Annotated in this window: 8 protein-coding genes and 1 pseudogene; 3 read left to right on the top strand and 6 right to left on the bottom strand. The window is 47.2% G+C overall.

Going from position 1 to position 9,102, the window contains the following annotated elements:
* The 3 genes and pseudogenes from J0895_RS03405 to J0895_RS03395 all read left to right on the top strand — a co-directional run.
* Positions 1-522: pseudogene (locus J0895_RS03405) on the top strand (hypothetical protein); the annotation flags it as partial.
* A gap of 223 nt (positions 523-745) precedes the next feature.
* Positions 746-943, top strand: a complete 198-nt coding sequence (locus tag J0895_RS03400; RefSeq protein WP_207086726.1) for a hypothetical protein — start codon at positions 746-748, stop codon at positions 941-943.
* A gap of 142 nt (positions 944-1,085) precedes the next feature.
* Positions 1,086-1,655, top strand: coding sequence for a Uma2 family endonuclease (locus J0895_RS03395; protein ID WP_207086725.1), 570 nt, complete (start codon positions 1,086-1,088; stop codon positions 1,653-1,655).
* Positions 1,656-1,687: 32 nt separating this feature from the next.
* On the opposite strand, the gene J0895_RS03390 is transcribed toward J0895_RS03395, so the two are convergent.
* From J0895_RS03390 to psbO, 6 genes are all read right to left on the bottom strand, one after another.
* Positions 1,688-3,061 carry an MATE family efflux transporter gene (locus J0895_RS03390; protein WP_207086724.1) on the bottom strand — a complete coding sequence of 458 codons (1,374 nt, stop codon included), beginning with the start codon at positions 3,059-3,061 and terminating at the stop codon, positions 1,688-1,690.
* Between the two features lie 31 nt (positions 3,062-3,092).
* Positions 3,093-3,875, bottom strand: coding sequence for a tryptophan-rich sensory protein (locus tag J0895_RS03385; protein WP_207086723.1), 783 nt, complete (start codon positions 3,873-3,875; stop codon positions 3,093-3,095).
* Positions 3,876-4,025: 150 nt separating this feature from the next.
* Positions 4,026-4,640, bottom strand: coding sequence for a DUF1822 family protein (locus J0895_RS03380; protein WP_207086722.1), 615 nt, complete (start codon positions 4,638-4,640; stop codon positions 4,026-4,028).
* Between the two features lie 57 nt (positions 4,641-4,697).
* Positions 4,698-5,390, bottom strand: coding sequence for a hypothetical protein (locus J0895_RS03375; protein ID WP_207086721.1), 693 nt, complete (start codon positions 5,388-5,390; stop codon positions 4,698-4,700).
* Between the two features lie 174 nt (positions 5,391-5,564).
* Positions 5,565-7,760 (bottom strand): protein kinase domain-containing protein, encoded by a 2,196-nt coding sequence (locus J0895_RS03370; protein ID WP_207086720.1) that lies wholly within the window; start codon positions 7,758-7,760, stop codon positions 5,565-5,567.
* A gap of 250 nt (positions 7,761-8,010) precedes the next feature.
* Positions 8,011-8,838, bottom strand: a complete 828-nt coding sequence (gene psbO / locus J0895_RS03365; protein WP_207086719.1) for a photosystem II manganese-stabilizing polypeptide — start codon at positions 8,836-8,838, stop codon at positions 8,011-8,013.
* Positions 8,839-9,102 lie beyond the last annotated feature (264 nt).

Below are 9,102 nucleotides of genomic sequence, written 5' to 3'. Positions count from 1 at the left end.
TTGGATTTATCGTTGCGCTATTCTCAACGAATGCGGTGTTTGGTCACGTTCGAGAATACCATTGAGATTAATCGGCAAAATTATCTGAATACTTTGACGCGCATGGAGGTAAAAAGTCAAGGTGATTTGACGGGGTGGCGGAATCAGGCGAATCATATTTTTGGGACGTTCCAGCGGCAAATTGAGGTAAATTTGGTTTATCTGCAACAAGGGGAACGGCTGTTAGATACGGCAATTAATACGATTCGGGGTTTGGTGGAAATTGACCAGGCGGAACGCGATCGCATTCTGGAAAACAAAATCCAAATCATCGGGGTGGGAATTGGCGCAGGGGCGATCGCCGCATCAACCTCAGCGTTAATCTTTCAGCAAGAACCCATAACCTTTCCCTGGCAAGCATACCACGGCGAACAACTCCATCCGTTTATTTGGGCCTTGCTGCTGAGTTTCGCGTTTGCTGGTTTAGGTTTCCTGGGGGCGATCGCGTTGATTAAGTTCAGGAAAAAGAGGCGATCGGCTTAAGGCAAGAAACCGGGTTTCTCACAAAGGTGGTATTGACACAAGAGACAAAACGCTAAGGAAGCGATCGCCAAGGACATTAAGGGCATTCCAAAAAATAAATCATCCCTATTCAGTTGTTAAAGGATGTTAAAGGAGTAGGGTGAGCACTGCCCACCTTCTGTTCGGTGGGCTTTTTGGGAAGTTTTGTCAAGCCCTTGACCGAGACAAATTACCAGGTCCCTTGTTGATCCACTTTATTGGGGTTCGGGAATGGTTTGAGGAATCGGCGCAGGAACGGTTTGCGGAATGGGTGCCGGGACCGTTTCGGGTAACAGGTGCCGGAACGGTTTGCGGAATGGGTTCTGGTACTGGTTCCGGCGTCGGGGGTTGGGGATTCGGGGGAGGTTCCGGTGTCGGTAAAGGATTAGGATCCGGAATTTGAATCCCTTGGGGGTTTTCACCCAATTTCTGGCAAAAAATTACCCAATCTGGGCCAAAAACCCGGTTTCTTGTCCCAGAGATTTAACCGGGTAATGATGCGCTAGATTGTTGGCATATTAGAGATAAAAAAAGGAGGAGAATTTATGGAGACCCCCCAAGTTTTTATTTCCGTTGATGATTATTTACAATATGAAGAAAATAGCCCAATTCGCCATGAATATCTGGGGGGACAGATTTTTGCAATGGCGGGTTCCAGTGAGGAACATAATCGGATTGCTGCTAACCTTTGTACCTATTTAATCACTCATTTACGAGGGAGTGGCTGCAAAACATTTATCTCGGATATGAAAGTAAAAATCCAAGTCGCCCAAGGGACTGCAGATATTTTTTATTATCCGGATGTCATGGTAACTTGTGACGAAAAAGACCGAGAAAAATTTTATAAAACTCACCCCTGTTTAGTCGTAGAGGTGTTATCTCCTTCGACGGAAACGATAGACCGCAGAGAAAAACGTCTTAATTATCAAAGTTTGGCGAGTTTGCAGGAATATGTGCTGGTTTCTCAAGACCAGATGCAGGTGGAGGTCTATCGCCTCAAGGAGTCAGGGAATTGGGAGGTCGAGCGATTAGGTCCGAATGATAGTTTAGAATTAAATTCTGTGGGGTTAACCTTGACTCTGGCAGAAATTTATGATGAAGTATTTGCCGGTTAATTGAGTTGATTCTCTAAAACGCTAACCCTATCCTATTTAGAAAAACCTGTTTTTCCGTTTAGCAAATAAACGAAGCGACAGGTTAACAGTAATCCGGAAAAAGCGAGTCCGAGGACTAAGCCTAACCACAAGCCGATTCCGCCTAAATTCAGATGGAATCCTAGGATATAGCCACTGCATAAGCCAATACACCAATAGCCCAAGAAGCCGATCGCCATTGGAATTCGGGTATCTTTCACTCCGCGCAAAGCACCGGCGGCAACAATTTGCATTCCATCAAAGATTTGAAACATGGCAGCAATCCCTAACAAAGACATTGCCAATTCCAATACAGGTTGATTGTCGGAATTTTGAATATCCAAATACAAGGCGACAATTTTATCCGGGTTTGTCCATAAAAATAACCCCATGAGACTCATGAAGCTGACCCCGATCGCAATGCCAACATATCCAGCAAGTCTGGCACTACTCATATCCTTTCTACCCATTGCTTGTCCAACTCTCACCGTGGTGGCAAGAGATAATCCGACGGGAACCATAAAGGTGATGTTGGCTGTTTGTAAGGCGATGTTATGGGCGGCTAAGGTAACCGTTCCCAAGGTTCCCATCAGAAAGGTGGTCACGGCAAAGAGTCCGGTTTCTATGGCAAAGAGTCCGGCGATCGGCCATCCAATTTTGACAATTCCCCAAAATTCGGGGGCATCAAACTGATAAGAAGTCCGAAAAATTTGATAAAATTTTAAACGGCGACTCAGGGCTAGAAATCCAGCAGCGGCGATAAACATTACCCAAAAAGATAGGGTGCTGGCCCATCCAATTCCGGCTAAACCCAAGGCGGGGAAACCGAATTTGCCAAACATGAAAATGTAATTGCCGCCGATATTCAAGGGGACGCAACTGGCAACGATCGCCATTACCGGGCGGGTATAATTCAGGGCACAGAGTATATTGCGTAACACCGCAAATCCCACGGCGGCGGGAAATCCCAAAATGAGCGCCCGCAGATAGGTTTGAGCTAATGCGACAGCAGTCGGGTCCTGTCCGAAGTGCAGTAATAGGGGACTGAGATTCCACATCAGGAAACCGATTGGGACTGAGAGGATCACAGTCAGCCAGAGTCCCTGAATGGTTAAGTAACTGATCCGGTGGAGTTCTCCGGCACCATGAGCTGTAGCAGCGATCGCCCCAACGGCGGAAACCATCCCGGTGCAAATTAGCATTAAAGTGAAAAAGATGATCGCACCTAAACCTCCTGCGGCTAAAGTCTCACTGCCGAGTAACCCCATCATTACTGTATCCACAAATCCGGTTGCGGCTTGCGCCAGTTGTGCGGCAATCAGGGGAATTGCCAGGTGCAGGGTGGCTTTGGCTTCGGAAAAAACTTTGGACTCAGACAGGATGTGCATTAAAATAGTATCGGGGCAATGGATATTTCCGTCAAGTTTTCCGGCGCTTCTTCCACCAGGGAACTAGGAGTAGGAGAATCAGCCCGATCGCCAATCCCAAGGCAGTGCTAACGATTACCATATACTCGCTTTGACGGACGGCGATCGCAATATAAGCCCAAACAAACACCAGATTAAAGGCAGTATCCCCTCGTTGAATCGTGACAACGGCGGCGATCGCTGCGGAGACTCCTAGCATCACAACGGTCCAAAACACCAAGGTATTCGGCTCCTCCCAACCCCAATCATAAAGGGTACTGGCAATATTCACCACGGTGGCGACACTAATCCAAGCCAAATAAATGCTTAAGGGAATATTAATAAACCATTTTTCCCGAGGGGGAACTCGTTCTTTCCCAATCTGTAGGCGCAGATAGGTGAGAATCAGAGACAATAAAATAATCAGCATGGCTAACACAGACCAGCCAAACTGGAGATATGCAAACAAAAATACCCAAGCAATCTGAGCTAAACTGGCTAGAACTAGCAGGTAACTGATGCGCCTCAACCGAGGATGATGCCGTTGCGCTGGTAATGCTTGATAGATGCCGAAACTAATTAGGGCTAAATAAATTAAACCCCAAATAGAAAAGGCATAGTTGGCGGGAATAATTAAAACATCGCGAAATTTTTGGTTAGAAATTTCTCCAATCGTGATGTCATTAAACGGGAAAATATTGGCGAGAATATTAGTAACAAAGGCAGCCAAAATCGCCAGCAACGTTGATACCGATCGCAAGAGGTCAGAGTTAGAGCGTTCATACATCTGTGTCATGGGGAATGACTCCTAGATTCTCAATATTATCCTAGGCGATCGCCCATGACTTTGCACTCTTCCTGTGAGTGTATTTCCCCAGGGTTAGGGGTAACCGGGATAGCAATGCAACGGACGACGAATACACCCCGCCCGTTCAACGCCCTAGAATTAAATTACAAACTCTTCCGTGACCCGATCGCGCTCTAAGGTAACCTGAATACTATAGCGTTCTCCCGGTTGTCCGCTTAACTCCATTTGCAGTCCGGAGTCAGCATTTCGCGCTATCACCTCATGGAGGCGATCGCCGTGGTGAGAGAGTAAAGTCAGTTGTAAACCGGCGGGTAATTCCGGGCGATCGCCTGTAGGATAAACCTGGACTAATACCCCGGTTTCCCCGTGAGATTCAGCCTTAATCGTCACAATCAAGGCGATCGGGCGATGCGGGCTATTTTCATGGCCTAATTGCAACGTTTTAGCCCGTTTTACCCCAGCCGTTTCCCGGATTAACGCCAGTGAATCTTTTTTCGGACAAAAGACCTCATCGATCGCCTGCCATCCCGGTTCAAATCGCTCCTGAAACCACTTTCCCAAATTCACCGGATTCTGCCACTGCTGCCCTTCTCCCCAGGTTTCTATCCAATCCCCCTCTACATCCTCGACATAAAGATTAACGTGATCCAGACCAAACCTCAGTCGGTCCTCCTGTAAATCTTGAGCCGCTTGAAGGGCTTGCCATGCTTTTTCGAGGCGGTCTTTACTTGATGTTTGGATTGTCGTACCCATATCTATATCTAAAAAAAAAGGTTTGTTGTCCAATGGAATTATTAAGAAACTGAGTTCTTAAAAACTAAATTTCAGATATTTTGACTCTTCCAGATGACTGCTATTATGCAACACCAAATTCACCATTTGACTCACGAATTCTTCTTTTCCCGGATTGTAACTCACAAAAATCCCCCGCTCTATATTCCAGTCTTTCAGGGTTTTTTTCCACTCTTCGTATTTATGGTCAGAAAAATCATCAGAGATGCTAGTGACTTGGACACAAAGAGGTCTGCCCTTGTTGCTGCTCACGATCGCATCTGTTGCCATAGAAAAATCTGCCACATACCTTTGGACGAGGCTCCCTTCGCGAATTTTTATCTTTTGTGCGATTAGGTCAATCAGTTGAGCATCCTCCTGATTGAATTCTCCGGATCTTAATTTTTGTTTCCAAATGTAAAATTTGTTATCTTTTTCATTAAACCACTTGGGGAACAGGAATTCATACCAAAATCGGACCGGGGGAGTAAGCTGATTTAAAAATGATTCCCGTTCTTCATCGGTTAAAACTTTCAGCGCCAACCAAAATTCTGCATCCTTAATGACTTCGAGCAGAAACCCCATCAAAAATTTTTTCTGCATTAATAAACCCGGTTTCATATCTTTGATCCAACGCCAGATTTCCTCCAAACGGTACTCTAGCCCTGGATCTACGGAGGAAGCTATCCCCATGAGTTCCCTAAGTTTCGGCTCGATTTCAATCGCTTGCAAACACTCCCCCTACATCCGAAAAGCGCTGTTCCTGCATAGTTCTGATCTTACTATAAAAAGTGACCGACTGAATAGAGGGGCGATCGCCCTCACGATAGAGATTCCCCGTGAAATCCCAATGTGGTTGAACAGTGAAGGGCCCAGTTGAGTCAGTCGCCCCAGAACTACCGACCTCTAATGTAACTGCCACACCTTAATTGTATTATCTTGACTTCCACTTGTCAGCATTTTGCCATCGGCACTAATGGAAATCGAATTAATCGTATCCGAATGACCTTTGAGGGTCTGTAACAATTGTCCCGTTCCAATATTCCAAAGTTTCAGCGTACTATCGAGAGACCCTCCGCCACTGACCAAAGTCTGACCATCGGGACTAAAGGCGATCGCGTGCACTGCATCGGAATGGCCGAATAACGTGCGGACCAACTGACCACTACTCACCTGCCAAATCAGAATCGAACTGTCCCCACTGGCACCGGCAACCCACTGACCATTCGGACTAAAAGCCACCGACCGAAACCGATACAACCCTCCTTCTAACGTCCGGACCACCTCTCCGGTTTGAGTATGCCAGATTTTAATCGTGCGATCGAAACTGCCACTGGCTAAGAGTTGACCATCGGGACTATAAGCCAAGGAAAACACCCAACCCGAGTGACCGGCGATCGACCGAATCAACTCCCCAGTTTCTACATTCCACAACTTAATCGTATTGTCAAACCCACCAGAGGCTAACTGCTTGCCATCGGGACTAAACGCTACCGACATCACCCAAGCGGCATGATCCGACAGGGTATGTAATAGCTTACCCGTACTCGTTTCCCAAACTTTAATTGTCCCATCGCCACTGCTACTGGCTATCTTACTGCCATCGGGACTAAAGGTTACCGACCAAATTTCTTGAGAATGACCGGATAAACTCTGGCGGACCTGACCGGATTCTATATCCCACAGCTTTACCGTTTTGTCAACACTACCACTGACAAGCAGGCGGCTATCGGGACTCAGCGCAATGGAATTGATCGCCCACAGATGACCACCTAGGGTTTTCGCTAACGTGATAGGACTTGAGGCAGCCAAGGGTTGAGCCGACACTGTGGCGATCGGGGTGAAGGGTTCAGGATTACGCGGAACTTCAGGCATAACCGAGGGATTTCCGTAGTTCAACCAGAGTAAAGCTGAGACATTGGGTAGTGTAAATCCGCCAAAGAGTTGAGTGGCAGTTCCGGCTAAGGCTAAGAAAAATCCACCGACGAGCAATTTTTGAGCTAATTTTAGGGCTTTTTTGTGATGCCAGTGCGATCGCCGACTGTAGCGACTATAATTTCTGGGCCCATTCAAGCGCAGCAGTCGAGTGGGAATCCTCCCTGCCGCTTGATAAGGTTGGATTCTCCCAATCGGTTGAGGCGATCGCGTTCTCATAGGAGAGGAACCCCAAGGTTGCTGCATCTCCTGTTCGATTTCCTCCAACCGCTTTAAAATCACCTGAGTATTTTGGGGGCGATTCCCCGGAAAAGGGGCCATCATGTAATCAATACAATCCGCCAAGGGGTTCGTGGTGAATCCTGCCGTAGGACTTTGGCGACTCCCATCCGATCGCCACAATAACTGACCTGTGCGTGTATCTTCATGAAAGACATTGGGTTCTTTTCCAGTTAATAGGAACACAAAGGTTCGTCCTAGGGCAAAAAAATCCGATTGGGGAACAGCTTTTCCATTTGCCTGTTCCGGGGGAGTGTAACCGGGAGAAACAATTCCGGTAATTTGATGACCGCCTCCCACTTTGGCGAGATAGGTTCCCGTCACCTCTCTAGCGCTGCCAAAGTCAATCAACGCCAGTTGACCATTAGGCTGGAGCATGATGTTCGACGGTTTGATATCGCGGTGGAAAAATTGCTGTTGATGGACAATATTTAAAATTTCCGTAAGCTGTTTTAACCAATTGAGGGCTTGATGCTGGGGAATCGGCAAATGATGGCGATCGGCCATCCACACCTCTAAATTCCGGCCCTCAATCCGTTGCATTACCAGACAGTGTAACGGCTGCTGGCTATTTCTGGGCAGGGCGGTAAAGTAACCTTCTGATTCCACCCGGGGAATACCGGGGTGATTCAAATGGCTTAAGACTTGAGCTTCTCGCTGAAACAGGGCGATCGCCTTGGGATTATCATCAGTCAGGACCTTCAGAACCTTCAGAATCCCCCCATCATTCACCTCAAAGGTTTGACCAAACCCCCCTTCCCCCAATAACCGTCCAATCCGATAGCGCCCTTGGAAAATCAACAGAGAACCACAATGCCGACAGATGCGGTTCTGTGCATTCAAGGGGTCAGACCGATTGGGGCATTTAGGATTGAGGCAATAACTCACAGCTACTCTATCCAACGATTGAGGATACCTTGATTATGGTAACTTTCCCCGGGGAAAAACAACTATCATTGGTCAGATGTCTTTACAAAGGAAGAAGCCGTCAGACTCAATTGGTCGCCACGAAATTCTCCCAATTCTCCCCAATTCTCCCAATTCTCCCCCATCTACCCAAAAAAAGGGGCCAATTGCCCCTTTTTTCGGATTCTTCCGGTGATGAAGTCCAAATTTTAACCTCGTGCAACCCGATCGCTTATGCGTCTGGTTCCACGCGACCGTAAAATAGACCGCGAATCTTCACCTGTAAAGGTTCTTTCGCACCTAAATCAGTATCCGAAGACTGTTCGCTGACGAAAATACCAGCAATTTCCCCAGTGGTACTATTGACTTTAGAAACCCTCAAGGAAATATGACCTTTACCCTGAAGTGCACGCTTAACGTTAGACCGATTCAAACCCGCCGCATCAGAACTGGCAGGCAACGCCACCGCGTTATCATATCCAGTGGTCCCACCCCGACCCTTTGGGTCAAGGAAAGCAGCAGAACGATAGGACGGAACGGTATAATCCCCTTCAAAGTCAGTCGAGGTATTAATACTGTCAAGTCCGGGCTGACTTGTTGCAGTTAGACCTTTGACGGTGAACAAGAACGGAACTTCTTCACCACCGGGAAGCATGACGGTGATTGCTTGGAAGTCAATCCCATCTTTTTCCACAAAGGTGAAGCTGCCATCCTCTCCCAGAGTCAAGGGTCCTTGGATTTGGGTCAAGGAGGAGGTATAACGAGTCAACGGTTTGCTGGGAATATATTCGGCTTCTTTCCGTTTATTGGAGCCTTCTTCCAGAACGAAATATTCCGTCGGTTGCAAACACAGATCACTCAGCAAATAAGATTGGCTGCCATCAACGGGAATTGCACCCCGAGCGGTTTCTGCCAATTCTGGACAGCTATTTGCTAAACCTGTGTTTCTGATATCATCATAGGTGAGTTCTGTACTCCCCACCGTCGGCCCTTCACTACAAGCCGTTAGCACGCTCAAGCATACTGCTAGAAATGCGACAATTAAAGCGCGATACCTCATGATCAACCTTTATTTCAAAATTTGACAATCCCACCAGGGGTTAATTTGCCATTTGGGTTCAACTTCGTGCGGACGACCGAACCCAAACCGTTAAGTCTTTCAACTTCGACAAAGAGCAGATGATTGAACCTCCCCACGTCTAAAGCCGGGGGATTCCTGCCTACCCCAAAGGGCGACAGCGGGACATTCAAGTATCCCTCTAGACCATCAAAACAACTATCCCTAAAAGAAAAGAGATGATGCAATTTGGCTTACTTCTTTATT

Origin of the sequence: Phormidium pseudopriestleyi FRX01, assembly GCF_017313335.1 — a bacterium.
Lineage (GTDB): Bacteria > Cyanobacteriota > Cyanobacteriia > Cyanobacteriales > Laspinemataceae > Laspinema > Laspinema pseudopriestleyi.
This window is presented reverse-complemented; position numbering and strand designations above follow the sequence as displayed.